Source organism: Streptomyces sp. NPDC058683, from assembly GCF_042716195.1.
GTDB lineage: Bacteria > Actinomycetota > Actinomycetes > Streptomycetales > Streptomycetaceae > Streptomyces.
This window is the reverse complement of the sequence record NZ_JBHXSK010000092.1, coordinates 1-26,420: the sequence shown is the minus strand read 5'-3', so window position 1 is coordinate 26,420 and position 26,420 is coordinate 1. Positions and strand designations below refer to the sequence as shown.

The window sequence follows — 26,420 nt, the reverse complement described above, 5'->3', positions numbered from 1 at the left end:
GCCCCGTACGCCGTGTACGGGGCCCCTCTCGTCGTATGCCGTGCGGCGCCGCTAGCCGCCGAACTCCTGGAGGCCCTTCAGAGCCTGGTCCAGGAGCGCCTGGCGGCCCTCCAGCTCACGCTCCAGCTTCTCCGCCTTGGACGTGTTGCCCTGGGCGCGGGCCTGGTCGATCTGCGTCCTCAGCTTGTCCACGGCGGCCTGGAGCTGGCCGGTCAGACCCGCGGCACGCGCGCGTGCCTCCGGGTTGGTCCGGCGCCACTCGGCCTCCTCGGCCTCCTGGATGGCCCGGTCGACCGTGTGCATCCGGCCCTCGACCTTGGGACGCGCGTCGCGCGGCACATGGCCGATGGCCTCCCAGCGCTCGTTGATCGAGCGGAAGGCGGACCGCGCGGACTTCAGCTCCGTGATCGGCAGGAGCTTCTCGGCCTCGGCGGCCAGCTCCTCCTTCAGCTTCAGGTTCTCGGTCTGCTCCGCGTCCCGCTCGGCGAAGGCCGAGCCGCGGGCCGCGAAGAACACGTCCTGGGCGCCGCGGAAGCGGTTCCACAGGTCGTCCTCGTGCTCGCGCTGGGCGCGGCCGGCGGCCTTCCACTCCGTCATCAGCTCGCGGTAACGCGCGGCCGTCGGACCCCAGTCCGTCGAGTCCGAGAGCGACTCGGCCTCGGCGACCAGCTTCTCCTTGGCCTTGCGGGCGTCCTCGCGCTGCGAGTCCAGCTGCGCGAAGTGCGCCTTGCGACGCTTGGAGAACGCCGACCGGGCGTGCGAGAAGCGGTGCCACAGCTCGTCGTCCGACTTGCGGTCCAGGCGCGGCAGCCCCTTCCAGGTGTCCACCAGCGCGCGCAGCCGCTCACCGGCCGACCGCCACTGGTCGGACTGGGCCAGCTGCTCCGCCTCGACGACCAGGTCCTCCTTGGCCTTGCGGGCCTCGTCGGACTGCTTGGCACGCTGCGCCCGACGCTCCTCGCGACGCGACTCCACGGTCTTCACCAGCTCGTCGAGCCGGTCCCGCAGCGCCTGCAGATCACCGACCGCGTGGTGCGCCTCCACCTGCTCGCGCAGATGGTCGACGGCGGCCTGGGCGTCCTTCGCGGACAGGTCGGTGGTCCGTACTCGCTTTTCGAGGAGGCCGATCTCGACAACCAGGCCCTCGTACTTGCGCTCGAAGTAGGCCAGCGCCTCGTCAGGGGAGCCGGCCTGCCAGGAACCGACGACCTGCTCGCCGTCGGCCGTACGCACGTACACGGTCCCCGTCTCGTCGACGCGGCCCCACGGGTCGCTGCTCACAGCGCCTCCTCCACATGATGCCCGCGAGGGGCCTCAGCGCCCCCGGGCATCGTCCACAGTTTCGTCACGGCCAACATAGGCGACCGGCGGGTTGCCTGTCCGCATCCCGCGCGACCGAAGTTTCGCAGTTGGACCTCAGGATTTCGTGACCGTCGCCTTGTTGATGACGACCGTCGCGTTCGGGGGTCCGTCACCTGCTCCGGTGCTGTCTCCGGCGGCCGCGATCTTCTTCAAGATCTTGAGTCCGGCCGCGTCCACCGTGCCGAACGGGGTGTAGCTGGCCGGCAACTGGCTGTCCTGGTAGACGAGGAAGAACTGGCTGCCGCCGGTGTGCTTCTGACCGGTGTTGGCCATCGCGATCGTGCCCGCGGGGTAGACACCGCCCTTCAGGCTTGTGTCCTTCAGGTTCTCGTCGGGAATCGTGTACCCGGGACCGCCGCTGCCGGTACCCGTCGGGTCGCCGCACTGCAGCACGTAGATGCCGTTGGTGGTGAGCCGGTGGCACTTCGTGTGGTCGAAGTAGCCCTTCGACGCGAGGAAGTCGAACGAGTTCACCGTGTGCGGGGCCGCCGCCGTCTTCAGCGCGACGTCGATGTCACCGCAGGTCGTCGCCAGCTTCATCGTGTAGTTCGCCGACGTGTCGATCGACATCGCCGGCTCCTTCTTCCAGCTCAGCTTCGCCACCTTGCCGGCGGCGGGCTTCTCGCACGGGTCCGGCGCCTTGCTGGCGCTGGGCGTGGCGCTGGGCGTCGTCTCCGAGCTGGCGTTCGCCTTGTCGTCGTTCTTCAGCACGCCGGTCGTGTACAGCGCCACACTGCCGATCACGATCACGCCGAGCACGGACGCGATCACGGAGTTGCGCATACGTGACTTGCGCCGTGCGCTGGTACGCCGCTGCTGCTGCCGCAAGAACTTCTCCCGGGCGAGCTGACGCCGCCGCTGCTCCTGGGTGACCACCGGGTTCTCTCCTCATGCGTGTCGTATGTCGACCGGTACGCGTGCGTCCTGTGCGCTGTGTGAGCCGACCACTGCGTGTAGCCCCGTACCGTATATGGGTTCGCTGAGGAAACGGCAGCGCCGGTAGGCTCAGGACCACAGCTTGTGGCCACCCGAATCGACACAACGAAGGACGATCGTGCTCATTGCCGGGTTCCCCGCCGGGGCCTGGGGGACGAACTGTTATCTCGTCGCCCCCGCCGCCGGTGCGGAGTGCGTGATCATCGACCCCGGCCATCAGGCCGCCGAAGGCGTCGAGGAAGCACTGAAGAAGCATCGGCTCAAGCCCGTCGCCGTCGTCCTCACCCACGGCCACATCGACCACGTGGCCTCGGTCGTCCCGGTGTGCGGCGCGCACGACGTGCCGGCCTGGATCCACCCCGAGGACCGGTACATGATGAGCGACCCCGAGAAGGCGCTCGGCCGGTCCATCGGCATGCCGCTGATGGGCGAGCTGACGGTGGGGGAGCCCGACGACGTCTTCGAACTGACCGACGGCGCGAAGCTGGAGCTGGCCGGACTCGAACTCTCCGTCGCGCACGCCCCGGGCCATACCAAGGGGTCGGTGACCTTCCAGATGCCGGAGACGGCCGACATCCCCTCGGTCTTCTTCTCGGGCGATCTGCTCTTCGCCGGCTCCATCGGACGCACGGACCTGCCGGGCGGCTCCATGGACGACATGCTGACCTCGCTGGCCCGCGTGTGCCTGCCGCTCGACGACTCCACCGTGGTGCTGTCCGGCCACGGCCCCCAGACGACCATCGGCCAGGAGCGCGCCACCAACGCCTATCTGCGGCAGGTGGCGGCCGGCCTCGGGAGCGCGGACGCTCCCCGACGAGGAATGTGACGAGAGAGCTTCGTGAGTACCTTCCAGGCCCCCAAGGGCACCTACGACCTGATCCCGCCGGAGAGCGCCAAGTACCTGGCCGTCCGTGAGGCGATCGCCGCGCCGCTGCGCGACTCCGGCTACGGCTACATCGAGACCCCCGGCTTCGAGAACGTCGAACTGTTCGCGCGCGGGGTGGGCGAGTCGACCGACATCGTCACCAAGGAGATGTACGCGTTCGAGACGAAGGGCGGCGACCGGCTGGCCCTGCGCCCCGAGGGCACCGCGTCCGTCCTGCGCGCCGCCCTCGAGGCGAACCTGCACAAGGCCGGCAACCTCCCCGTCAAGCTCTGGTACTCCGGCTCGTACTACCGCTACGAGCGTCCGCAGAAGGGCCGTTACCGCCACTTCTCGCAGGTCGGCGCCGAGGCGATCGGTGCGGAGGACCCGGCGCTCGACGCCGAGCTGATCATCCTGGCCGACCAGGCGTACCGCTCGCTGGGGCTGCGCGACTTCCGCATCCTGCTGAACAGCCTGGGCGACAAGGAGTGCCGCCCGGTGTACCGGGCCGCGCTCCAGGACTTCCTGCGCGGCCTGGACCTGGACGAGGACACCCTCCGCCGGGCGGAGATCAACCCGCTCCGGGTCCTGGACGACAAACGGGAGTCGGTCCAGAAGCAGTTGGGCGGTGCCCCGCTGCTCCGCGACTACCTCTGCGACGCCTGCAAGGCGTACCACGAGGAGGTCCGCGAACTGATCACGGCCGCGGGCGTCACCTACGAGGACGACCCGAAGCTGGTCCGGGGCCTCGACTACTACACCCGTACGACCTTCGAGTTCGTCCACGACGGTCTGGGCTCCCAGTCGGCGGTGGGCGGCGGCGGCCGCTACGACGGCCTCTCCGAGATGATCGGCGGTCCCGCGCTCCCGTCGGTGGGCTGGGCGCTCGGCGTCGACCGCACGGTCCTCGCCCTGGAGGCCGAGGGCGTGGAGCTGAACCTCCCCTCCGCCACCAGCGTCTTCGCGGTACCGCTCGGCGAGGAGGCCCGCCGGGTCTTGTTCGCCAAGGTCACGGAGCTCCGCCGGGCGGGCGTCGCGGCGGACTTCTCCTACGGCGCCAAGGGCCTCAAGGGCGCGATGAAGAACGCCAACCGCAGCGGGGCCCGCTACACGATCGTCGCCGGCGAGCGCGACCTCGCCGAGGGCGTCGTCCAGCTGAAGGACATGGAGTCCGGCGAGCAGACGTCGATCGGCGTGAACGAGATCGTGGCGGAACTGGAGTCGAGGCTGGGCTGAGCCCGGCGGAGTGAGGGGGCGCGAGTCCCCTCACTCCAGCAACCCGAACCGCATCGCGTGCGTCACCGCTGCCGTTCGGTCGTCCACTCCGAGTTTGGCGAAGGCCCGCAGCAGGTGGGTCTTCACCGTCGACTCCCCGATGAAGAGCCGGCGGCCGATCTCCGCGTTCGTGCAGCCTTCGGCCACCAGGCGCAGGACCGCCACCTCCCGCTCCGAGAGGTGGGGGCGCTCCGGCCGGACCCTCAGCCGGTCCACCAGCCGCGCAGCCACCGACGGGGCCAGCACGGTCTCGCCCCGCGCGGCCGCCCGTACCGCGTCGGCCAGTTCACCCCGGGGCAGATCCTTCAGCAGGTAGCCCGCCGCACCCGCCTCCACGGCGCGCAGAATGTCCCGGTCGTTCTCGTACGTCGTCAGGACGACCACCCGGCAGCGCAGCCCCGCCTCGGACATGCGGAGGATCGAGTCGACGCCCCCGCCGCCCGGCATCCGCAGATCCATCAGCACGATGTCGGGGCTCAGTTCCGCCGCCAGCGCCTCCGCCTGCGGCCCGTTGGACGCGTCGGCCACCACCTCCAGGTCCGGCTCGGCGCTCAGCATCGCCCGCAGACCCTCCCGTACGACGGGATGGTCGTCGGCGAGCACGATCCGGATCACCGGGGACCACCTCCCAGCGGCAGCCGTACCGTCACCGTCGTACCGGCCCCCGGCGCGCTCCGCACCGTCGCCGTCCCGCCGGCCGCCAAGGCCCGCGCCCGCAGCCCCGCCAGACCGTAACCGGTGCACACGGCGTCCGGATCGAAGCCGCGGCCGTCGTCATGGATGGCCACCGTGAGGCTCTCCTCCTCGTAGGCGAGCCGGATCCCCACCGGCACCGAACTCCCCGCGTGTCTGCGGGCGTTGGTCAGCCCCTCCTGGCAGGAGCGCAGGACGACCACCTCGGCGCCGGCCGGCAGCGGCCGTACCGGCCCGGTCACCTCCAGCCGGGCCGACGCGTGCCGGTCCACCAGCCGGCGCAGCGCGTCCGGCAGCGACGCGCCGTCCAGATCGGCGGGCGCGCCCCCGGCGACGAGCGCCCGGGCCTCGGCGAGGTTCTGCCGGGCCGTCTCGTCCATCAGGGTCAGATGGCGGCGGGCCTGCGGCAGATCGTGCTGGTCGAGCTCCGCCTCCACCGCCTGGACCAGCATCAGCAGGCTGGTGAACCCCTGGGCGAGGGTGTCGTGGATCTCGCGCGCCATCCGCTCCCGTTCCGCGAGCGCGCCGTGCGCCGCCGAGAGCCGGGAGATCTCGTGCCGGCTGGCGTCCAGCTCCGCGATCAGCTCGGCCCGTTCCGCGCTCTGCTCGATGATGCGGACGACCCAGCTGCCGATCACGACCGAGAAGACCAGGGACACGGTGGCGGACAGGGAGTTGGCGAACAGGTCGGGGGCCGCCGGCCGCCACAGCAGCGCCCAGCCCGCCACCGGCGCCAGGTTGATCACGGTGACCGCGATCAGCGCCCTGCGCATCCGCAGGGTCATGAAGCACTGGGGGATCAGCGCGAACGTCATCAGCCGGACCTCGCCGACCAGTACCGCCGACGGCAGGAACAGCGCCATCACCCCGGCCAGGTAGCGCATCGTCCGTCGCTCGGCCGGTTCGGCCGGCTCCGTCGGCTCGGCCGGCTCGTCCAGCTGGATCAGCGCCCGTCCGACCGACAGGTACCAGGGCACCAACGGCACCAGCAGCAGCGCCGCGACGAGCCGGACCGGCCACCCCGGCACCTCCGCGCCGAGCACGAAGGCCAGGGTGGCCGCCCACACGACCGCGAAGTACACGTCCCAGAGCCGGATCGTCCGGTCCCAGGCGTCCACGTCACGGGCCGCGCCCCGGGTCATCCGTCGCGCCGGTTCTTCCAGCGGAAGGTCAGCAGACACAGCACCAATCCTCCGACGCACCAGGCGGCCAGCACCAGGGCGATCCGCCCGAACTCCCAGGCGCCGGCCTGCTCCAGCACCTTCGCCGAGTCCGGCAGGAACACCCCGCGCAGCCCCTGGCACAGCCACTTCAGCGGGAACAGCGCGCCGATGTCCAGCATCCAGCCGGGGATGGTGCCGACCGAGATGTAGACCCCGGAGATGAACTGCAGGACCAGGAACGGGAGTACGACCACGGAGCTGGCGCTCTTCGCCGACTTCGGCACCGAGCTGATCGCGATGCCGAGCAGCGCGCACCCGGTCAGACCGAGCGCGAAGATCCAGGCGAAGTCCAGCCAACGGGTCGCCGAGGACGGCAGCGAGACGTCGTACAGCGTGGTGCCGACGGCGAGCAGGATCGCCGTCTCCAGGATGCCCGTGAAGAGAACCAGCCAGATCTTGCCGAGGAAGTACGCGGACGGCGGCATCGGGGTGCCGCGCAGCCGGCGCAGGACCCTCTCGTCGCGTTCGACCGCGATCGAGATGCCGAGCGACTGGAAGCTGGTCGACATGATCCCCGAGGCCATCATGGCCGGCACGTACAGCTGGGAGGCGGTGACACCGCTGCCCTCGACGTCGTCGTGGAAGATCGACGCGAAGAGGAAGAGGAAGACGACCGGGAAGGCGAAGGTGAAGACCACCTGGTCGCGCTGGCGGAAGAACTGCCTGATCTCCAGGGCGCCCCGGCGCAGGCCGAGCGTCCAGGCGCCCGGCAGCCGTGTGCCGCCGCTGCGGGCCCGCACCGAAGCGGCGGTCGTCGTGGTCATCGGGCGGCCTCCTGCCCGGTCAGCCGGAGGTAGACGTCCTCCAGGGTGGGGCGGCTCACCCGGAGCCCCGGGATCTCGCCGTCGAAGCGGCGCATGAGCTCGGCGACCGTCCTCGTCGGGGTCTCGGTGTGCTCCGCGCGCGTGGTGCCGTCGGGTTCCGTCCACTCGACGGTGGCGCCGGTGCCGAAGCGGTCCCGGAGCGCCTGCGGCTCGCCTTCGGCGACCACCCGGCCGTCGGCCACGATCGCCAGCCGGTTCGCGAGGGCCTCCGCCTCCTCCAGGTAGTGGGTGGTGAGCAGGATCGTGGTGCCCTCGTCCGCGAGGAGCCGGATCAGATCCCAGAACCGGCGCCTGGCCGCCGGGTCGAAACCGGTCGTCGGCTCGTCCAGGAGCAGCAGCTCGGGGCCGCCGATCACCCCGAGCGCCACGTCCAGACGGCGGCGCTGGCCGCCCGAGAGGCCCTTGATCCGGCTGTTCGCCTTGGCTTCGAGACCGACCAGGCCGATCACCTGCTCGGGGTCGCGGGGCCTCGGGTAGTAGTGCGCGAAGTGCCGTACGGTCTCGCGGACCGTCAACTCGGCGGGCGCCGATTCGTCCTGCCAGACGATTCCCACCCGGGACCGCCACGCGCGCGTGCCCGTCGCCGGATCGGAACCCAGGACCGAGACCTCGCCGCCGTCCCGGGCCCGGTTGCCCTGGAGGATCTCCACCGTCGTGCTCTTGCCCGCCCCGTTGGGCCCGAGCAGGCCGAACACCTCGCCCCGCCGGATACCCAGATCGATACCGTCCACCGCGGTCACGCCCCTGTACCGCTTGCGCAGCCCCCGGACGTCCACCGCGAGTTCGTTCGCGTGTGCTGTCATGCCTCGATCATCGGCCTGAACCGAACACTCCGGGACGACCGTGCGTACGTCCTTATGTCCACCGAACGGTGGACAGGGCGCCTCGTGCGGCACAATGGCCCCTGCCCGAAGAAGTTCCAACTCTCAAACAGACGGAATCGGCGTGATGAGCAAGACGACAGTCAACGACGTCTCCACCGAGCCCGAGCCCGAGCATGCCTCCGCAGCACCGCGCACCGAGGGCGGCAGCATCGCCTTCGGCCTGCTGCTGATCATCACCGGCGCCGCCGGGCTGCTGGCCGCCTGGGTCATCACGATCGACAAGTTCAAACTGCTGGAAGCCAAGGTCGAGGGCAAGACGTTCACCCCCGGGTGCAGCCTCAACCCGGTCGTCTCCTGCGGCAGCGTCATGGAGTCCAAGCAGGCCGCCGCCTTCGGCTTCCCGAACCCGATGCTCGGCCTGGTCTGCTACGGCATCGTCATCTGCGTCGGCATGAGCCTGCTGGCCCGCGCCCGCTTCCCGCGCTGGTACTGGCTCACCTTCAACTTCGGCACCCTCTTCGGCGTCGGCTTCTGCAGCTGGCTGCAGTTCCAGTCCCTGTACCGGATCAACGCGCTGTGCCTGTGGTGCTCGCTGGCCTGGGTCGCGACGATCATCATGTTCTGGTACGTGACGTCCTTCAACATCCGCAAGAGCTTCCTGCCGGCCCCGAACTGGCTGAAGTCGTTCTTCGGCGAGTTCACCTGGGTGCTGCCGGTCCTGCACATCGGCATCATCGGCATGCTGATCCTGACCCGCTGGTGGGACTTCTGGACCAGCTGACAGCCCTGGAGGGATTGTCAGTGCCGTGATTTAGGGTTTCAGCGTGGAACCCGACCTGTTCACCGCAGCCGCAGAAGAACGCCAGGAGAAGGACCCGACCGGCAGCCCCCTGGCCGTGCGGATGCGCCCGCGCACCCTCGACGAGGTGGTGGGCCAGCGGCATCTGCTGAAGCCGGGGTCCCCGCTGCGCAGACTGGTCGGCGAGGGCTCCGGCGGTCCGGCCGGCCCCTCCTCGGTGATCCTCTGGGGCCCGCCCGGCACCGGCAAGACGACCCTCGCTTACGTCGTCTCCAAGGCGACCAACAAGCGGTTCGTGGAGCTCTCCGCGATCACCGCGGGCGTCAAGGAGGTCCGCGCGGTCATCGACGGCGCCCGCCGCGCCACCGGGGGGTACGGCAAGGAGACCGTCCTCTTCCTGGACGAGATCCACCGCTTCAGCAAGGCCCAGCAGGACTCCCTGCTCCCGGCCGTCGAGAACCGCTGGGTCACCCTGATCGCCGCGACCACCGAGAACCCGTACTTCTCGGTGATCTCCCCGCTGCTCTCCCGCTCCCTGCTGCTCACCCTCGAACCGCTCACCGACGACGACGTCCGCGGCCTGCTCAGAAGGGCCCTGACCGACGAGCGCGGCCTGAAGGGCTCCGTCACCCTCCCCGAGGACACCGAGGCGCACCTGGTGCGGATCGCCGGCGGCGACGCCCGCCGGGCCCTGACCGCCCTGGAGGCCGCCGCCGGGGCCGCTCTCGACAAGGGCGAGGCGGAGATCGGCCTGGGGACCCTGGAGGAGGTCGTCGACCGGGCCGCGGTGAAGTACGACCGGGACGGCGACCAGCACTACGACGTCGCCAGCGCCCTCATCAAGTCCATCCGGGGCTCCGACGTCGACGCGGCCCTGCACTACCTGGCCCGGATGATCGAGGCCGGCGAGGACCCCCGCTTCATCGCCCGCCGCCTGATGATCTCCGCCAGCGAGGACATCGGGCTCGCCGACCCGAACGCCCTGCCCATAGCGGTGGCCGCCGCCCAGGCCGTCGCCATGATCGGCTTCCCGGAGGCCGCCCTCACCCTCAGCCACGCCACCATCGCCCTCGCCCTGGCCCCCAAGTCCAACTCCGCCACCACGGCGATCGGCGCCGCCCTGGAGGACGTACGCAAGGGACTGGCCGGGCAGGTGCCCCCGCATCTGCGGGACGGCCACTACAAGGGTGCCGCCAAGCTGGGGCACGCGCAGGGCTACGTCTATCCGCACGACCTGCCCGAGGGCATCGCCGAGCAGCAGTACGCACCGGACCCGATCAAGGACCGCGAGTACTACGCCCCGACCCGGCACGGCTCCGAAGCCCGCTACGCGGACGCGGTCGAGTGGACCAGGAAGCACCTCGGTCGCAGGCGGTCCTGAGTAGCCTGTAGAATCCCTCGAAGCGCTGAGTCCCGCGCTGTCAGAGCGGGACAGTCGGCCGGAGCCTCCGCAAGGAGGTTCCAGGAGCGTCGCGCACCGTCGAACGGTGTCGCGGGCAGCCCACCACCACTCGCCGCACGGCGGGACCGGCCGGTGGGCCACTCGCGTGCTGCACGTATGTGCCCAGACCAGGGGAGCGGCTGCCCACCAGGCCCGGCAACGGGTCCCGGCGGGTTTCCCCGGCTGCGGATTGCGACCTCCCTCAACCCTGACGAGCCGGATATCAGAAGGAAGAAAGAGACAAGTGGCGAACCAGCCCCGCCCCAAGGTCAAGAAGTCGCGTGCCCTCGGCATCGCGCTGACCCCGAAGGCCGTCAAGTACTTCGAGGCCCGTCCCTACCCGCCGGGTGAGCACGGCCGCGGCCGCAAGCAGAACTCGGACTACAAGGTCCGTCTGCTCGAGAAGCAGCGTCTGCGCGCGCAGTACGACGTGTCCGAGCGCCAGCTCGTCCGCGCCTACGAGCGTGCCTCCAAGGTGCAGGGCAAGACCGGTGAGGCCCTGATCATCGAGCTGGAGCGTCGCCTCGACGCGCTGGTCCTGCGTTCGGGCATCGCCCGCACGATCTACCAGGCCCGCCAGATGGTCGTCCACGGCCACATCCAGGTCAACGGCCAGAAGGTCGACAAGCCGTCCTACCGCGTGCGTCCGGACGACGTCATCCAGGTCCGCGACCGCTCGAAGGACAAGACGCTCTTCCAGATCGCCCGTGAGGGTGGCTTCGCCCCCGACGGCGAGATCCCGCGCTACCTGCAGGTGAACCTCAAGGCCCTGGCGTTCCGCCTGGACCGCGAGCCGAACCGCAAGGAAGTTCCGATCATCTGTGACGAGCAGCTCGTCGTCGAGTACTACGCCCGCTGATCCCAGCCCCGGCGCAGCACTCCAGCGTCAGCCCGCCGTCTCCCCGCCCTTCCGGGTGGGCGAGGCGGCGGGCTTCCGCATACCGGCACCGTCCCCCCGCTGCCGCCGTACCGGCCCGCGCGGCGCCGGCAGCGCGTCCAGCGGCCGCACCCCGAAGTACTCCCGTGCCCGGGCCACCGCCGCCTCCCGGTCCAGCAGGGCCCCCTGCCGTACGCACTCCGCGTACCGCTCCTCGCCCAGCGCCCGCCGGGCCGTCGCCTCGCACAGCTCGTGCGGGGCGTTGTAGTAGGCCGAGCCGAACAGCGGCAGTCCCACAGACGGCCACATCCGCCCCGCCGCGCCCTGCAGCACCGCCGCCTCCGCCGGATCGCCCTCGGCCACCGTCACCAGGGCAAGCAACTCGATCGACAGCACCGAACCCAGCAGGTCATGGAAGCCGTGCGCATGGCCCAGGCAGTCGGTCAGCAGCTCGCGGGCGCCCGCGTGGTCGCCGTCCCGCCAGGCCGCGTACGCCAGCACATACAGCGCGTACGACCGGGCCCAGTGCTCGCCGTGGTCCTCGCACACCCGGCGCACGTCCTCGCACAGCCGGACCGCGTCCGGCAGATCGCCGAGGAACGCCCTGGTCATCGCCAGTTCGACCTGGCCCATCAGGACGTTGCTGTTGAGCTCGCCGATCTCCCGGTAGCGGCCGAGCGCCGAGCGCAGCAGCGTTTCCGCCCGTGCCATGTCGTCCGTGACCAGGGCCAGACAGCCGGTGCGGTGCTCCGCGTACGCCACCGCCATGGGGTCGGCGACCAGCTCGGCCTCCTCCCGGCACTCCTGGAGCGCGGCCAGCGCGGGCACCGCCTCGCCCTGCAGGATCGCCACGTAGCCGAGCACCCACAGCGCCTTCAGCCGGGACCGCGGGTACTCCGAGTCCAGCTCCAGACTGAGCTCCAGCCAGCGCCGCCCCTCCGAGAGCCGCCCGCAGCCCGCCCAGTAGAACCACAGCGAGCCCGCCAGGTACTGGCCCAGATGTGCCTCGTCCGGCTCGGTCAGACAGTGGTCCAGGGCGGCCCGCAGGTTCGACAGCTCGGCCTCGACGCGCGCGGCCACCTCGCCCTGCCGCGGCGAGAACCAGTCCAGCTCGCACCAGGTCGCCAGCCCCATGAACCAGTCCCGGTGCCGGCGCCGCAGCCGCCCCGCGTCCCCCGTCGCCGCCAGCCAGTCGGCACCGTACGCCCGTACGGTGTCGAGCATGCGGTAGCGCACCCCCGTCGGGGTCTCCTCCCGGGACACCACCGACTGCGCGAGCAGCTCCGCCAGCACGTCCAGGACGTTCTCGGACGACAGGCCGTTCCCGCCGCACACGTACTCGGCGGCCTCCAGGTCGAAGGTCCCCGCGAACACCGACAGCCGCGCCCACAGCAACCGCTCGGCGGGGGTGCACAGTTCATGACTCCAGCCGATCGCCGTGCGCAGCGTCTGATGGCGGGGGAGCCCGTCGCGCCCGCCGCCGGTCAGCAGCCGAAACCGGTCGTCGAGCCGCTCCAGGAGCTGCCCGGGCGACAGCGCCCGCAGCCGGCCCGCCGCCAGCTCGATCGCCAGCGGGATCCCGTCAAGGCGCCGGCACACCTCCCGGACCTCCGCACACTCCCGGACATCCAGCCCCTGCCGCTCGGCGCGCTCGGCGAACAGCTCCACCGCCTCGTCCTCGCCGAGCGGCGCCAGTGGGAACAACCGCTCACCCGCCACGCCCAGCGGCCGCCGCCCCACCGCCAGCACGGTCAGGCCGGGCAGCCGCCGCAGCAGCTCGGCCACCAGCTCCGCGCACCCGGCGACCAGGTGCTCGCACCCGTCGAGCAGCAGCAGACAACTGCGGCCGGCCAGGTGCTCCAGAAGCGTCTCGCGCGGCAGCCGGGTGGTGTGGTCGGTCAGGCCCAGTGCCTCGACGACCGCGTACTCCACGAACTCCGGATCGCGCACCGCGGCCAGCTCCACCCGCCACACCCCGTCCCGGGGCGCCGCCGCGGCGGCCGCCCGGGCCGCGAGGCGGGACTTGCCGACCCCGCCGACCCCGGTCACCGTCACCAGCCGGCCGGACTCCAGGGCCCGGGCCAGCTCGCCGAGTTCGGCCGAGCGACCCACGAACGCGGTCAGTTCCAGGGGCAGATTGCCGTCCGTCGAAGAGCCGGGGCGCTGAGGTCCTCGCATGGGACACGGAGCGTACTTAACCGTGTTCGGTCCGTACAATCGCTTCCCGTAACTCCACCTCCAGCGCGCCGGTAATCCGGTACGGAGTCCCACGCCCGGCGCGATAGGCTCGGTGCAGACTTTTCGATGTTGATCCACGTTGTTGTTGATCTACATCGTCCAGGCACGAGACAGGGAGCGGGTGCGCGCGGTGTCCGGTGGAGAGGTGGCCGGGATCCTGGTGGCCGTCTTCTGGGCGATCCTGGTCTCCTTCCTCGCGGTGGCGCTCGTGAGGCTGGCCCAGACGCTCAAGGCGACCACCAAGCTCGTGGCGGATGTGACCGACCAGGCCGTCCCGCTGCTCGCCGACGCCTCCGCGGCCGTACGCTCCGCGCAGACCCAGATCGACCGGGTCGACGCGATCGCCTCCGACGTCCAGGAGGTCACCTCCAACGCCTCCGCGCTGTCGACCACCGTCGCCTCCGCCTTCGGCGGCCCGCTGGTCAAGGTCGCGGCGTTCGGCTACGGCGTGCGCCGGGCACTGACCGGCCGCAAGGCGGAGGACGTGCCCGCCCGGGAGCCCGGGCGTACCGTGATCGTGGGCCGGACCGTGCCCGCCGCGCGGCGGAAGAACCGGGGAAAGTAGGAGCCAGGCAGATGTTCCGCCGTACCTTCTGGTTCACCACCGGTGTCGCCGCCGGTGTCTGGGCCACCACCAAGGTCAACCGCAAGCTCAGGCAGCTGACCCCCGAGAGCCTCGCCGCCACCGCCGCGAACAAGGCGCTGGAGACCGGTCACCGGATCAAGGACCGGGCGGTCGGCTTCGCGCTCGACGTCCGCGACAACATGGCCCAGCGGGAGGCGGAGCTGGGGGATGCGCTGGGCATCAACGCGGACCCCGAACTCCCCGCGCCCCGGCGGCTCACCGCCATCGAGAACAACCGCAGCAACCCGAAGTACATCGAGAACACGACGTACTCGTACGACCGGAATGAGGACCACTGATGGAGTCGGCAGAGATTCGCCGCCGCTGGCTGAGCTTCTACGAAGAGCGCGGTCACACCGTCGTCCCTTCGGCGTCGCTCATCGCGGACGACCCGACTCTGCTCCTCGTCCCGGCCGGCATGGTGCCCTTCAAGCCCTACTTCCTCGGCGAGGTCAAGCCGCCGTGGGCCCGCGCCACCAGCGTGCAGAAGTGCGTGCGCACCCCCGACATCGAAGAGGTCGGCAAGACCACCCGCCACGGCACCTTCTTCCAGATGTGCGGCAACTTCTCCTTCGGCGACTACTTCAAGGAAGGCGCCATCAAGTACGCCTGGGAGCTGCTCACCAGCTCCCAGGACAAGGGCGGTTACGGCCTGGAGCCGGACCGGCTGTGGATCACCGTCTACCAGGACGACGACGAGGCCGAGCGCATCTGGCACGACGTCGTCGGCGTGCCGAAGGAGCGCATCCAGCGCCTCGGCATGAAGGACAACTACTGGTCCATGGGCGTCCCCGGACCCTGCGGCCCCTGCTCCGAGATCAACTACGACCGCGGCCCCGAGTTCGGCGTCGAGGGCGGCCCGGCCGTCAACGACGAGCGGTACGTGGAGATCTGGAACCTCGTCTTCATGCAGTACGAGCGTGGCGAGGGCATCGGCAAGGACAACTTCGAGATCCTCGGCGAACTGCCCAGCAAGAACATCGACACGGGCCTCGGCCTGGAGCGCCTCGCCATGATTCTGCAGGGCGTGCAGAACATGTACGAGATCGACACCTCCATGGCGGTCATCGAGAAGGCCACCGAGCTGACCGGCGTCCGCTACGGCGACGCCCACGGCTCGGACGTCTCCCTGCGCGTGGTCACCGACCACATGCGGACGTCGGTGATGCTCATCGGCGACGGCGTCACCCCCGGCAACGAGGGCCGCGGCTATGTCCTGCGCCGCATCATGCGCCGCGCCATCCGCAACATGCGACTGCTCGGCGCCACCGGCCCGGTCGTCCTCGACCTGATCGACACCGTCATCCGGATGATGGGCCAGCAGTACCCGGAGCTGGTCACCGACCGCGAGCGCATCGAGAAGGTCGCCGTCGCCGAGGAGAACGCCTTCCTCAAGACGCTGAAGGCCGGCACCAACATCCTCGACACCGCCGTCACCGAGACCAAGGACGCCGGCGGCACGGTCCTCGCCGGCGACAAGGCCTTCCTGCTCCACGACACCTGGGGCTTTCCGATCGACCTCACCCTCGAAATGGCCGCCGAGCAGGGCCTGGCCGTGGACGAGGACGGCTTCCGCCGCCTGATGAAGGAACAGCGGGACCGCGCCAAGGCCGACGCCCAGGCCAAGAAGACCGGGCACGCCGGAGCCGGCGCCTACCGCGAGATCGCCGACAAGACCGGCGAGACCGACTTCATCGGCTACTCCGACACCGAGGGCGAGACCACGATCGTCGGCATCCTCGTCGACGGCGTCTCCTCCCCGGCCGCCACCGAGGGCGACGAGGTCGAGATCGTCCTGGACCGCACCCCGTTCTACGCCGAGGGCGGCGGCCAGATCGGCGACACCGGCCGGATCAAGGTCGACTCCGGTGCCGTCATCGAGATCCGCGACACCCAGAAGCCGGTCCCGGGCGTCTACGTCCACAAGGGCGTCGTGCAGTTCGGCGAGGTGACGGTCGGCGCCAAGGCCCACGCCGCGATCGACCAGCGCCGCCGTACCGCCATCGCCCGTGCCCACTCGGCCACCCACCTCACCCACCAGGCGCTGCGCGACGCCCTCGGCCCGACGGCCGCCCAGGCCGGTTCCGAGAACCAGCCCGGCCGCTTCCGCTTCGACTTCGGCTCGCCGTCGGCCGTTCCGACGGCCGTGATGACCGACGTCGAGCAGAAGATCAACGAGGTGCTCGCCCGCGACCTGGACGTGCGCGCCGACATCATGGGCATCGACGAGGCCAAGAAGCAGGGCGCCATCGCCGAGTTCGGCGAGAAGTACGGCGAGCGGGTGCGCGTGGTGACCATCGGCGACTTCTCCAAGGAGCTGTGCGGCGGCACCCACGTGCACAACACCGCCCAGCTGGGCCTGGTGAAGCTGCTCGGCGAGTCGTCCATCGGTTCCGGGGTCCGTCGTATCGAGGCTCTCGTCGGCGTCGACGCCTACAACTTCCTGGCCCGTGAGCACACGGTCGTCGCCCAGCTCCAGGAGCTGATCAAGGGCCGCCCGGAGGAGCTTCCGGAGAAGGTCTCCGCCATGCTCGGCAAGCTGAAGGACGCCGAGAAGGAGATCGAGAAGTTCCGTGCGGAGAAGGTGCTGCAGGCCGCCGGCGGTCTGGTCGACTCCGCCAAGGACGTGCGTGGTGTGGCCGTGGTGACCGGGCAGGTCCCGGACGGCACCACCGCGGACGACCTGCGCAAGCTGGTCCTCGACGTGCGCGGCCGTATCCAGGGCGGACGCGCCGCCGTGGTCGCCCTGTTCACCGTCAACAACGGCAAGCCGCTCACGGTCATCGCCACCAACGACGCCGCCCGCGACCGCGGCCTCAAGGCCGGTGACCTGGTGCGCACCGCCGCCAAGACCCTCGGCGGCGGTGGCGGCGGCAAGCCGGACGTCGCCCAGGGCGGCGGCCAGAACCCTGCCGCCGTGGGCGAGGCCATCGACGCCGTCGAGCGTCTCGTGGCCGAGACCGCCAAGTAAGAAACGGTAAGAAGATGCGAAGAGGGCGTCGGCTCGCCGTCGACGTCGGGGACGCCCGGATCGGGGTCGCCTCGTGCGACCCCGACGGGATCCTCGCCACCCCCGTCGAGACCGTCCCCGGCCGGGACATCCCGGCCGCCCACCGCCGGCTCGGGCAACTGGTCGAGGAGTACGAACCGATCGAGGTCGTCGTCGGACTCCCTCGCTCCCTCAAGGGAGGGGAGGGCCCGGCCGCCGTCAAGGTCCGGGCCTTCGCCCAGGAGCTGGCCGACAGCATCAAACCGGTGCCGGTCCGGCTGGTCGACGAGCGAATGACGACCGTGACGGCCAGTCAGGGACTGCGCGCCTCGGGGGTGAAGTCCAAGAAGGGCCGCTCGGTCATCGACCAGGCTGCCGCTGTGATCATCCTCCAGCAGGCGCTGGAATCCGAACGGGTGTCAGGTAAACCACCCGGCGAGGGCGTCGAAGTGGTCATCTGATCGCGATACGGTAACGTTCCGCGCGATGCGATGGTTTTCGAACAGCCACCGCACAGCAAGAAGCGGTACGACAGTCGGCCCACCAGCCGCGTGACGCGCCGCCTCGCGGCTCTAGGGGATCGATGACTGAGTATGGCCGGGGCGAAGGCTCCGAACCGTGGCATCCGGAGGACCCGTTGTACGGGGACGACGGATGGGGAGGACAGCAGGCCCACGTGGGTCAGCAGTCTCCCTACGGCGGTCAGCCGCAGCACTATCCGCAGCAGCCGCAGCAGCAGTACGGCGACTGGAGCCAGCACCCGCAGGGCGGGTACGACCCGCACCACGGCCAGCAGCAGTACGCGTACTACGACGAGCAGGGCCAGCTTCAGTACGCCGACGGACAGGGCCAGCAGCAGTACGACCAGCAGCAGTACGTCGGCCATCCCCAACAGCAGTACCACCAGGGCGGCTGGGACGCGACCGGCACCCACGGCCAGGTGCCCTACGCCGCCGACCCGGGCGACCCCTACGGCCAGCAGCCGGTGGCGTACGGCGGGGAGCAGCCCGACTTCTACGGCACCGAGGACGCCTACCCGCCGCCGGAACCGCCCGGCCGCCGGCGCGACCCGGAGCCGGAGGCGCAGCCGGAGCCCGCCGTCGAGGAGGAGGAGCAGCACCCCTTCTTCACGGGCGCCGACGATGACGACGACGATGACGACGACCCGAAAGGGCGCCGCGGTGGTGGCCGCGGCAAGGACGCGAAGGGTGGCAAAGGGGCCAAGAAGCGCCGCAACGGCTGCGCCTGCCTGGTGGTCTGCCTGGTCTTCGGCGGCGGTGCGGCGACGGTCGGCTATTACGGCTGGCACTTCTACCAAAATCGTTTCGGCCCGGCCCCCGACTACGCGGGTGGCGGCAGCGGTTCGGTGACCGTCGAGATCCCCAAGGGCGCGGGCGGATACGAGATCGGCCGTCGGCTGGAGGACGCCGGCGTCATCAAGAGCGTCGACGCGTTCGTGGCCGCCCAGTCGCAGAACCCCGACGGAAAAACGATTCAGGCAGGCGCTTATCTCCTGAAGAAGGAGATGTCCGCCGCGAGTGCCGTACAGCTGATGCTCGACCCGAAGAGCAAGGCCAATGTGGTGGTCACCCCGGGCGAGCGCGCGGCAGCCGTCTACGTGGCCCTCGACAAACAGCTCGGCCTCTCCTCCGGTACCACCAGGAAGGTCGCCAAGGCCCAATACAAGAGCCTCGGCCTGCCGAGCTACGCGAACACCAACAGTAAGATCATGGATCCGCTGGAGGGCTTCCTCTTCCCGGGCACCTATCCCGCGGCCAAGGGCATGAAGCCCGACGCGATCCTGAAACAGATGGTCGCCGCGGCCAAGGAGGAATACGCCACCTACGACCTCGCGGCCCAGGCCAAGAAGTACGACCTGGACAACCCGCTGCAGGTCATCACGGTCGCGAGCCTCGTCCAGGCCGAAGGAAAGACGCACGACGACTTCCGCAAGATGGCGGAAGTCGTCTACAACCGTCTCGAGCCCACGAACACCGAGACGAACCGGTTGCTGCAATTCGACTCGGCCTTCAATTACCTGAAGGGCACGAGCAAAATCCACATCAGCGAGTCGGAGATCAACAGCAACCAGAACCCGTACAACACGTACACCCAGAAGGGCCTTCCGCCGGGTCCGATCGGCAACCCCGGCGACGAAGCGCTGAAGGCGGCACTGAATCCGACCGACGACGGCTGGATGTATTTCGTGGCGACCGACGGCGTGAACAACACCGAATTCGCCAAGACCAACGCCGAATTCGAGAAGCTCAAGGACAAGTTCAATGCCAACTCGGGCAACTGACGCCCGCCGGGCCGCTGTGCTCGGTAAGCCCATCGCCCACTCCCTCTCCCCGGTGCTGCACCGGGCCGCGTACGACGAACTCGGGCTCACCGACTGGTCGTACGAGCGCTTCGAGGTCGACGAGACCCGGCTGCCCGGCTTTCTCGGGCAGCTGGGGCCGGAGTGGGCGGGGCTGTCGCTGACCATGCCGCTGAAGCGGGCGGTCATCCCACTGGTCGACGAGATCAGTGAGACGGCCGCCTCGGTCGACGCGGTCAACACGGTCGTCTTCACGGAGGACGGCCGGCGCCTTGGGGACAACACCGACATCCCGGGCATGGTCGCCGCACTGCGCGAGCACGGCATCGAACAGGTCGACTCCGCCGCCGTCCTCGGTGCCGGCGCCACCGCGTCCTCGGCGCTGGCCGCGCTCGCCCGGATCTGCACCGGCGAGGTCGTCGCGTACGTCCGCAGCGAGGAGCGCGCCGCCGAGATGCGGCACTGGGGCGAGCGGCTCGACGTCGAGGTCCGGACCGCCGACTGGGCCGACGCCGGACAGGCCCTGCACGCCCCCCTGGTCATCGCCACCACCCCGGCCGGCACCACCGACGCCCTTGCCGCCGCCGTACCCGAGCGCCCCACCACCCTCTTCGACGTCCTCTACCACCCCTGGCCCACGGCGCTGGCCGCACGCTGGTCCATGTTCGGCGGAGCCGTGGTGAGCGGCCTCGACCTCCTGGTGCACCAGGCCGTGCTCCAGGTCGAACAGATGACCGGCCGCGCCCCGGCGCCGCTGGACGCCATGCGCCGGGCCGGGGAGAAGGCACTCGCCGAGCGCTGACCCGGTCCGCCTCCGCGTCCGTCTGCTGGACCGGCGGCCGGGTTCACCGCCCGGACGTGGGAGGATCGGAGACGGCGGACCGGGGCCGCGCACCCGGTCGGGCCGTCGCCGTACGCGAGGACGCGCGTACGCAGGGCAGTACCAGGGCGCGAGCACTGAGGAGCATCGTTGAGCAGGCTGCGTTGGCTGACCGCGGGGGAGTCCCACGGTCCCGCACTTGTCGCGACGCTGGAGGGCCTTCCCGCCGGCGTGCCGATCACGACCGAGATGGTCGCGGACCATCTGGCGCGGCGGCGGCTCGGTTACGGACGCGGTGCGCGCATGAAGTTCGAGCAGGACCAGGTCACCTTCCTGGGGGGTGTCCGGCACGGTCTCACGCTCGGCTCCCCGGTCGCCATCATGGTGGGCAACACCGAGTGGCCCAAGTGGGAGCAGGTCATGGCGGCCGACCCGGTCGACCCCGAGATCCTCGCCGGGCTCGCCCGCAACGCCCCGCTGACCCGCCCGCGTCCCGGCCACGCCGACCTGGCAGGCATGCAGAAGTACGGCTTCGACGAGGCCCGGCCGATCCTGGAGCGCGCCTCCGCGCGGGAGACCGCGGCCCGGGTGGCGCTCGGCGCGGTGGCCCGCTCGTACCTGAAGGAGACGGCCGGCATCGAGATCGTCTCGCACGTCGTCGAGCTGTGCTCCGTGAAGGCCCCCAAGGGTGTGTACCCCACCCCGGCCGACGTGGCGAAGCTGGACGCGGACCCGCTGCGCTGCCTGGACGCGGACGCGTCGAAGGCGATGGTCGCGGAGGTCGACCAGGCCCACAAGGACGGCGACACCCTCGGCGGTGTGGTCGAGGTCCTCGCCTACGGCGTGCCGGTCGGCCTCGGCTCGCACGTGCACTGGGACCGCAAGCTGGACGCCCGTCTCGCCGGGGCCCTGATGGGCATCCAGGCGATCAAGGGCGTCGAGATCGGCGACGGCTTCGAACTGGCACGGGTGCCCGGCTCCCAGGCGCACGACGAGATCGTCGGCACCGACGAGGGCATCCGGCGCGTCTCGGGTCACGCCGGCGGCACCGAGGGCGGCCTGTCCACCGGTGAGCTGCTGCGGGTCCGGGCCGCGATGAAGCCGATCGCGACCGTGCCGCGCGCCCTGCGGACCGTGGACGTGGCCACCGGCGAGGCCACCCAGGCCCACCACCAGCGCTCCGACGTCTCCGCCGTGCCGGCCGCGGGCATCGTCGCCGAGGCGATGGTCGCGCTCGTCCTCGCGGACGCGGTCGCGGAGAAGTTCGGCGGTGACTCGGTGCCCGAGACCCGCCGCAACGTCCGCTCGTACCTCGAGAACCTGGCCATCCGGTGAGCGCCGCACCGAAGGTGGTGCTGGTCGGACCGATGGGGGTGGGCAAGTCCACGGTCGGGCAGCTGCTCGCCGAGCGGCTCGGCGTCGGCTACCGGGACACCGACGAGGACATCGTGGCCACCGAGGGCCGCGCCATCGCCGACATCTTCGTGGCCGAGGGCGAGCCGGTCTTCCGGGAGATCGAGAAGCGGGCCGTACAGGTGGCGCTGGTCGAGCACGAGGGCGTCCTCGCGCTCGGCGGCGGCTCGATCCTCGACGCGGACACGCGCGCGCTGCTGGCCGGCCGGCGGGTGGTCTACCTCTCGATGGACGTCGAGGAAGCCGTCAAGCGCACCGGCCTGAACGCGGCCCGGCCGTTGCTCGCGATCAGCCCGCGCAAGCAGTGGCGCGAGCTGATGGACGCACGGCGGCACCTGTACGAGGAGGTCGCCTCGGTGGTCGTCGCGACCGACGGGCGTACGCCCGAAGAGGTCACCCAAGCAGCGCTGGACGCACTGGAGTTGAAGGAAGCATGAGCGAGGCAGTCACCCGGATCCAGGTCGGCGGCACCGCGGGCACCGAGCCGTACGAGGTCCTGGTGGGCCGTCAACTGCTCGGCGAACTGGGCGGGTTGATCGGCGATCGGGTCAAGCGGGTCGCGGTGATCCACCCCGAGGCGCTCGCCGAGACCGGCGACGCGCTCCGCGCCGACCTGGCCGGGCAGGGCTACGAGGCCGTCGCCATCCAGGTGCCCAACGCGGAGGAGGCCAAGACCGCCGAGGTCGCCGCCTACTGCTGGAAGGCGCTCGGCCAGTCCGGGTTCACCCGCTCCGACGTCATCGTCGGCGTGGGCGGCGGGGCGACGACGGACCTGGCCGGTTTCGTGGCCGCCACCTGGCTGCGCGGGGTCCGCTGGATCGCCGTCCCGACCACGGTGCTGGCCATGGTCGACGCGGCGGTCGGCGGCAAGACCGGCATCAACACCGCCGAGGGCAAGAACCTGGTGGGCGCCTTCCACCCGCCGGCGGGTGTGCTCTGCGACCTGGCCGCGCTGGACTCCCTCCCGGTCAACGACTACGTCTCCGGGCTCGCCGAGGTCATCAAGGCCGGCTTCATCGCCGACCCGGCGATCCTGGAGCTCATCGAGTCCGACCCGGAGGCCGCGCGCACCCCGGCCGGCCCGCACACGGCCGAGCTGATCGAGCGCTCCATCCGGGTCAAGGCCGAGGTCGTCTCCTCCGACCTCAGGGAGTCGGGCCTTCGGGAGATCCTCAACTACGGTCACACGCTCGGCCACGCCATCGAGAAGAACGAGCGCTACAAGTGGCGGCATGGCGCCGCGGTCGCCGTCGGCATGCACTTCGCCGCCGAGCTGGGCCGGCTGGCCGGGCGCCTGGACGACGCGACGGCGGACCGCCACCGCACGGTCCTGGAGTCGGTCGGCCTGCCGCTGCACTACCGCTACGACCAGTGGCCCAAGCTCGTCGAGACGATGAAGGTCGACAAGAAGTCCCGCGGCGACCTGCTGCGCTTCATCGTCCTGGACGGCCTCGCCAAGCCGACCGTCCTGGAGGGCCCGGACCCGGCCGTGCTGCTCGCCGCCTACGGCGAGGTCGGACAGTAAGTCCGCTGCTGTTCCTTCCGCCCGATTCGCCTCCCGGCCCGGGCACTTCGTACCGCCCCCGGCCGTTTCACCAAACGACGACCGGGGGCGGTACCGTTCGGTAACGAGCGCAGCCGCACATGACGAGACGGAGTGGCACCGGATGCAGCACGCAGTGGGATCTCCGCTGCCGCCGCCCCATCAGCCGGGGCAGGGACCGACCGGCTGGCCGCCGGCCGCACACCGCCCGGGAGCGCCGCAGGGCCCCGCGCCCGTGCCGCCGCCACCGGCCGCGCCCCCGCAACCGTCGGTTCCGCCGCCTCCCCTCCTGCCCGCGGCCCCGCCGCCCCCCGACACCACGGGCCATGTCCCGCTGCCGCCGGGCGCCCCGGTCGGCATACCCATCGCACCCCCGGCCGCGACCACCGTGCCCGACCCGACCACCACCACCCTGGCCGTCCTCCTCATCGGCCCGGCGGGTGCGGGCAAGACGAGCGTGGCCAAGTACTGGGCCGACCACCGCCGGGTCCCCACGGCCCACATCAGCCTCGACGACGTCCGCGAATGGGTCCGCTCCGGCTTCGCCGACCCCCAGTCCGGCTGGAACGACAACTCCGAGGCCCAGTACCGCCTGGCCCGCCGCACCTGCGGCTTCGCCGCCCGCAACTTCCTGGCCAACGGGATCTCGTGCATCCTCGACGACGCGGTCTTCCCGGACCGCCCGGTCGTCGGCCTCGGCGGCTGGAAGCGCCACGTCGGCCCCGGCCTCCTCCCGGTCGTCCTCCTCCCGGGCCTCGACATCGTCCTGGAGCGCAACGCCGAACGCACGGGCAACCGCCGCCTCGCCGACGAGGAGGTGGCCCGCATCCACGGCCGCATGGCGGGCTGGTACGGCTCGGGCCTCCCGATCATCGACAACTCCCAGCTGGACGTGCCGAGCACGGCCCGCGTGCTGGACGAGGTCCTGGCACGGGCGATAGCGAGCCCACCGAGCTGGTGATCGCGGGGTGACGGCAGCTCCCTGTTTTCAGGGGGGCGGGGAACCGCTTTTTCAGGGGCGCGGGGCTGTATCGATGTGCGGCTCCGCCGCGTGGGCGCGAGCAACCCCCACCGACCCGCACCCCGCAACGGCGCCCAACCACCCCACTCGGCCCCCCTCAACCGGCACAAATCGCCCACGACTCCTACGCTCGACTCATGTCAGACGTGTACGCGGCCCGCCGAACCAGGCTGAGGGAACGATGCAACGCGGCCGGCTGCCAGTCCGCGCTCATCTCACGCCCTGCCAACGTGAGATACCTCGCCGGCGCCGCCCCCGCCGGCTCCGTCCTGCTGCTCGGCAGGCGCGAGGACCTCCTCGTCAGCCCCGGCCCCCAGGACGACCGCCCCACCGAGGCCCGCCCCGACGGCTCCCTTCGGCAGCATCTCCTCGAAGGACCCGGCGGTGACCCCGCCGTCGCCGCCGCCGACCTCGCCGCCGCCCAGGACGCCGACGCCTTCGCCGTCGAGGAGCACCACCTCACGGTGACCCGGCACCGCGCCCTCTCCTCGGTCGCCCCCCGCCTCCGCCTTACCGACCTCGGCGGCGCCGTCGAGCAGCTGAGGGTCGTGAAGGACGAGGAGGAGATCTCCTGCCTCCGGATCGGCGCCGAGATCGCCGACCAGGCCCTCGGCGAGCTGCTGGAGTCGATCCTCGTCGGCCGCACCGAACGGCATCTCGCCCTGGAGCTGGAGCGCCGCCTGGTCGACCACGGTGCCGACGGCCCGGCCTTCCCCACCTCCGTGGCGACCGGACCGAACTCCGGCCGCCGCGGCCACCGTCCCACCGACCGGAGGGTCGAGGAGGGCGACTTTCTCTCCGTCTGCCTCGGCGCCACCTACCGCGGCTACCGCTGCGAGATCGGCCGCACCTTCGTCATCGGCACCTCGCCCGCCGACTGGCAGATCGAGCTCTACGACCTCGTCTTCGCCGCTCAGCGGGCCGGCCGGGAGAGCCTCGTACCCGGGGCCGCCTACCGCGACGTGGACCGTGCCGCCCGCCAGGTGTTGGACTCCGCGGGCTACGCCGAGGGACTCCAGCCCCTCACGGGACACGGTGTCGGACTCGAAATCGACGAGGACCCGCAGCTCGCCCCGTCGTCCATGGGTAAACTGGACGCTTGCGTGCCGGTCACCGTCGAACCGGGGGTCCACCTCCCGGGCCGGGGCGGTGTCCGGATCGATGACACGCTCGTCGTCCGCCCTGAGGCGGACGGCGGACCCGAGCTACTCACCATCACGACCAAGGAGCTGCTCGCGCTGTAGCGCGTGACCCGGGGTCGTACGTCAGTCCAGGAGATTCCGCAACCGTGGCTTCCACGAACGACCTCAAGAACGGCCTGGTGCTCAAGCTCGACGGGGGCCAGCTCTGGTCCGTCGTCGAGTTCCAGCACGTCAAGCCCGGCAAGGGCCCGGCCTTCGTGCGCACCAAGCTGAAGAACGTGCTGTCCGGCAAGGTGGTCGACAAGACCTTCAACGCCGGCGTCAAGGTCGAGACGGCCACTGTCGACAAGCGCGACATGCAGTTCTCGTACATGGACGGCGAGTACTTCGTCTTCATGGACATGGAGACCTACGACCAGCTGCACATCGACCGGAAGGCCGTCGGCGACGCCGCGAACTTCCTGATCGAGGGCTTCACCGCCACCGTCGCGCAGCATGAGGGCGAGGTGCTCTTCGTCGAGCTCCCGGCCGCCGTCGAGCTCACCATTCAGGAGACCGAGCCGGGCGTCCAGGGCGACCGCTCCACCGGCGGCACCAAGCCGGCCACCCTGGAGACCGGCCACCAGATCCAGGTCCCGCTCTTCATCACCACCGGTGAGAAGATCAAGGTCGACACCCGCACGAGCGACTACCTCGGCCGGGTGAACAGCTAACCGTGGCTGCCCGCAACACGGCCCGCAAGCGTGCCTTCCAGATCCTCTTCGAGGGCGACCAGCGCGGGGCCGGCGTCCTGACCGTTCTCGCGGACTGGATCAGGCTTTCCCGGGACGACACCCGGCAGCCGCCGGTGAGCGAGTACACGATGCAGCTGGTCGAGGGCTACGCGGAGCACGAGCGGCGGATCGACGAGCTGATCTCCCAGTACGCCGTCGGCTGGACGCTCGACCGGATGCCGGTCGTCGACCGCAACATCCTGCGCCTCGGGGCGTACGAGCTGATCTGGGTCGACGAGACGCCGGACGCGGTCGTCCTCGACGAGATGGTGCAGCTGGCGAAGGAGTTCTCGACGGACGAGTCGCCGTCGTTCGTGAACGGACTGCTGGGGCGGCTGAAGGAGCTGAAGCCGTCGCTGCGCCGGGAGGCGTGAGCCGGCACACAGACGCCGGAGGGCCCGCAGCGCGCCTTGCTGC

Annotated in this window: 25 protein-coding genes; 18 read left to right on the top strand and 7 right to left on the bottom strand. The window is 70.8% G+C overall.

Annotated features, from left to right (window positions below; genetic code table 11):
• Positions 1-51: 51 nt before the first annotated feature.
• Together ACFWXC_RS51000 and ACFWXC_RS50995 are read right to left on the bottom strand one after the other, a co-directional pair.
• Positions 52-1,281: a DUF349 domain-containing protein gene (locus tag ACFWXC_RS51000; protein WP_384490822.1), complete on the bottom strand. Its 1,230-nt coding sequence runs from the start codon at positions 1,279-1,281 to the stop codon at positions 52-54.
• A gap of 135 nt (positions 1,282-1,416) precedes the next feature.
• Complete coding sequence (locus ACFWXC_RS50995; protein ID WP_384490820.1) at positions 1,417-2,238, bottom strand: peptidylprolyl isomerase; 822 nt, start codon at positions 2,236-2,238, stop codon at positions 1,417-1,419.
• Between the two features lie 178 nt (positions 2,239-2,416).
• On the opposite strand from ACFWXC_RS50995, the gene ACFWXC_RS50990 reads away from it, so the two are divergent.
• Together ACFWXC_RS50990 and hisS are read left to right on the top strand one after the other, a co-directional pair.
• Entirely contained in the window at positions 2,417-3,124 is a 708-nt protein-coding gene (locus ACFWXC_RS50990; RefSeq protein ID WP_384490819.1) for an MBL fold metallo-hydrolase, read from the top strand.
• Between the two features lie 12 nt (positions 3,125-3,136).
• Complete coding sequence (hisS, locus tag ACFWXC_RS50985) at positions 3,137-4,399, top strand: histidine--tRNA ligase (protein ID WP_384490817.1); 1,263 nt, start codon at positions 3,137-3,139, stop codon at positions 4,397-4,399.
• Positions 4,400-4,429: 30 nt separating this feature from the next.
• Here hisS and ACFWXC_RS50980 read toward each other — a convergent pair whose 3' ends face one another.
• From ACFWXC_RS50980 to ACFWXC_RS50965, 4 genes are read right to left on the bottom strand one after another with little or no spacing between them, the layout of a single operon-like run.
• Positions 4,430-5,053: a response regulator gene (locus tag ACFWXC_RS50980; RefSeq protein ID WP_384490815.1), complete on the bottom strand. Its 624-nt coding sequence runs from the start codon at positions 5,051-5,053 to the stop codon at positions 4,430-4,432.
• A complete protein-coding gene (locus ACFWXC_RS50975) occupies positions 5,050-6,273 on the bottom strand; it encodes a sensor histidine kinase (RefSeq protein WP_384490828.1) in 1,224 nt (407 codons plus the stop codon). Before ACFWXC_RS50975 ends, ACFWXC_RS50980 begins: the two co-directional genes overlap by 4 nt.
• A complete protein-coding gene (locus ACFWXC_RS50970) occupies positions 6,270-7,118 on the bottom strand; it encodes an ABC transporter permease (protein ID WP_384490813.1) in 849 nt (282 codons plus the stop codon). Before ACFWXC_RS50970 ends, ACFWXC_RS50975 begins: the two co-directional genes overlap by 4 nt.
• A complete protein-coding gene (locus ACFWXC_RS50965) occupies positions 7,115-7,981 on the bottom strand; it encodes an ABC transporter ATP-binding protein (protein ID WP_384490811.1) in 867 nt (288 codons plus the stop codon). Before ACFWXC_RS50965 ends, ACFWXC_RS50970 begins: the two co-directional genes overlap by 4 nt.
• 145 nt (positions 7,982-8,126) lie before the next feature.
• Between ACFWXC_RS50965 and ACFWXC_RS50960 the strand changes: the two genes are divergently transcribed.
• The 3 genes from ACFWXC_RS50960 to rpsD all read left to right on the top strand — a co-directional run bounded on the left by ACFWXC_RS50960 (position 8,127) and on the right by rpsD (position 11,101).
• Positions 8,127-8,783 carry a vitamin K epoxide reductase family protein gene (locus ACFWXC_RS50960; protein WP_382546448.1) on the top strand — a complete coding sequence of 219 codons (657 nt, stop codon included), beginning with the start codon at positions 8,127-8,129 and terminating at the stop codon, positions 8,781-8,783.
• A gap of 43 nt (positions 8,784-8,826) precedes the next feature.
• Positions 8,827-10,182 carry a replication-associated recombination protein A gene (locus tag ACFWXC_RS50955; RefSeq protein WP_384490809.1) on the top strand — a complete coding sequence of 452 codons (1,356 nt, stop codon included), beginning with the start codon at positions 8,827-8,829 and terminating at the stop codon, positions 10,180-10,182.
• Between the two features lie 304 nt (positions 10,183-10,486).
• Positions 10,487-11,101, top strand: coding sequence for a 30S ribosomal protein S4 (gene rpsD, locus ACFWXC_RS50950; protein ID WP_384490807.1), 615 nt, complete (start codon positions 10,487-10,489; stop codon positions 11,099-11,101).
• 27 nt (positions 11,102-11,128) lie between these two features.
• On the opposite strand, the gene ACFWXC_RS50945 is transcribed toward rpsD, so the two are convergent.
• Entirely contained in the window at positions 11,129-13,297 is a 2,169-nt protein-coding gene (locus ACFWXC_RS50945) for an ATP-binding protein (protein WP_384490805.1), read from the bottom strand.
• Between the two features lie 181 nt (positions 13,298-13,478).
• Between ACFWXC_RS50945 and ACFWXC_RS50940 the strand changes: the two genes are divergently transcribed.
• The 13 genes from ACFWXC_RS50940 to nusB all read left to right on the top strand — a co-directional run bounded on the left by ACFWXC_RS50940 (position 13,479) and on the right by nusB (position 26,377).
• The gene (locus ACFWXC_RS50940) at positions 13,479-13,922 is read left to right on the top strand and encodes a DUF948 domain-containing protein (protein ID WP_384490826.1); all 444 of its coding nucleotides are present in this window, start codon (positions 13,479-13,481) and stop codon (positions 13,920-13,922) included.
• Positions 13,923-13,933: 11 nt separating this feature from the next.
• Complete coding sequence (locus ACFWXC_RS50935; RefSeq protein ID WP_351707191.1) at positions 13,934-14,281, top strand: hypothetical protein; 348 nt, start codon at positions 13,934-13,936, stop codon at positions 14,279-14,281.
• On the top strand, positions 14,281-16,953 hold the full coding sequence (gene alaS / locus ACFWXC_RS50930; RefSeq protein ID WP_384490803.1) for an alanine--tRNA ligase: 2,673 nt from the start codon (positions 14,281-14,283) through the stop codon (positions 16,951-16,953). The genes ACFWXC_RS50935 and alaS overlap by 1 nt, the downstream gene beginning before the upstream one ends.
• Positions 16,954-16,967: 14 nt before the next feature.
• Positions 16,968-17,432 (top strand): Holliday junction resolvase RuvX, encoded by a 465-nt coding sequence (gene ruvX, locus ACFWXC_RS50925; protein WP_384490801.1) that lies wholly within the window; start codon positions 16,968-16,970, stop codon positions 17,430-17,432.
• A 122-nt stretch (positions 17,433-17,554) separates the two neighbouring features.
• Complete coding sequence (gene mltG, locus ACFWXC_RS50920) at positions 17,555-19,273, top strand: endolytic transglycosylase MltG (RefSeq protein WP_384490799.1); 1,719 nt, start codon at positions 17,555-17,557, stop codon at positions 19,271-19,273.
• A complete protein-coding gene (locus ACFWXC_RS50915) occupies positions 19,254-20,093 on the top strand; it encodes a shikimate dehydrogenase (RefSeq protein WP_384490797.1) in 840 nt (279 codons plus the stop codon). Before mltG ends, ACFWXC_RS50915 begins: the two co-directional genes overlap by 20 nt.
• 168 nt (positions 20,094-20,261) lie before the next feature.
• Positions 20,262-21,446, top strand: coding sequence for a chorismate synthase (aroC, locus tag ACFWXC_RS50910; RefSeq protein ID WP_384490795.1), 1,185 nt, complete (start codon positions 20,262-20,264; stop codon positions 21,444-21,446).
• Between the two features lie 32 nt (positions 21,447-21,478).
• Positions 21,479-21,961 carry a shikimate kinase gene (locus ACFWXC_RS50905; RefSeq protein ID WP_384490824.1) on the top strand — a complete coding sequence of 161 codons (483 nt, stop codon included), beginning with the start codon at positions 21,479-21,481 and terminating at the stop codon, positions 21,959-21,961.
• On the top strand, positions 21,958-23,049 hold the full coding sequence (gene aroB / locus ACFWXC_RS50900) for a 3-dehydroquinate synthase (RefSeq protein WP_351735634.1): 1,092 nt from the start codon (positions 21,958-21,960) through the stop codon (positions 23,047-23,049). The genes ACFWXC_RS50905 and aroB overlap by 4 nt, the downstream gene beginning before the upstream one ends.
• Positions 23,050-23,191: 142 nt before the next feature.
• Positions 23,192-24,028: a Pro-rich N-terminal domain-containing protein gene (locus tag ACFWXC_RS50895; protein WP_384490793.1), complete on the top strand. Its 837-nt coding sequence runs from the start codon at positions 23,192-23,194 to the stop codon at positions 24,026-24,028.
• Between the two features lie 197 nt (positions 24,029-24,225).
• The gene (locus tag ACFWXC_RS50890) at positions 24,226-25,332 is read left to right on the top strand and encodes an aminopeptidase P family protein (protein ID WP_384490791.1); all 1,107 of its coding nucleotides are present in this window, start codon (positions 24,226-24,228) and stop codon (positions 25,330-25,332) included.
• Between the two features lie 44 nt (positions 25,333-25,376).
• A complete protein-coding gene (gene efp / locus ACFWXC_RS50885; RefSeq protein WP_384490789.1) occupies positions 25,377-25,943 on the top strand; it encodes an elongation factor P in 567 nt (188 codons plus the stop codon).
• A gap of 2 nt (positions 25,944-25,945) precedes the next feature.
• On the top strand, positions 25,946-26,377 hold the full coding sequence (gene nusB, locus ACFWXC_RS50880; RefSeq protein ID WP_384490787.1) for a transcription antitermination factor NusB: 432 nt from the start codon (positions 25,946-25,948) through the stop codon (positions 26,375-26,377).
• Positions 26,378-26,420: the final 43 nt, after the last annotated feature.